We start from the raw sequence: 328 nt of genomic DNA, 5'->3' as shown, positions 1-328 counted from the left end.
GACCAGATGCAGCGCCGCCTCACCGGCCGTGGCCGTACGACGACTGGTTTTGCCATCCAGGGCCACCACCTGAGGCGAGAGCGCGGGCAACACCGCCTCGACCCTGCGCCGGAAGGCGGCCTCGAAGGCCTGCGGCTGGATCAGCGCGAAGAGCCGGGCGAAGGTGTCATGCGAAGGAATGCCGTTGGGCAACGCCAGGTAGCGACGAAACCAGGGCAGCTTCTCCTGAGAGCTTGTGAAAAAACCCACCGGGCCTGCGCTCTGCGAGAATAGGCGCGGGGTTTGGACCGGAGGCAAGAGATGGCAGGCACAGGTGGCGAGCTGTTCG

At 66.2% G+C, this 328-nt stretch carries 1 pseudogene; it reads right to left on the bottom strand.

The annotated features are described in order from the left end of the window. Nucleotides 1-231, bottom strand: a pseudogene (locus ACYVD0_RS19740) (ISAs1 family transposase); the annotation flags it as partial. Between the last annotated feature and the right edge of the window lie 97 nt (nucleotides 232-328).

The sequence above is a fragment of the Azotobacter armeniacus genome (genome assembly GCF_054779355.1).
Note: the sequence above shows the minus strand (reverse complement) of the source record. Positions and strands in the feature narration are given on the sequence as shown.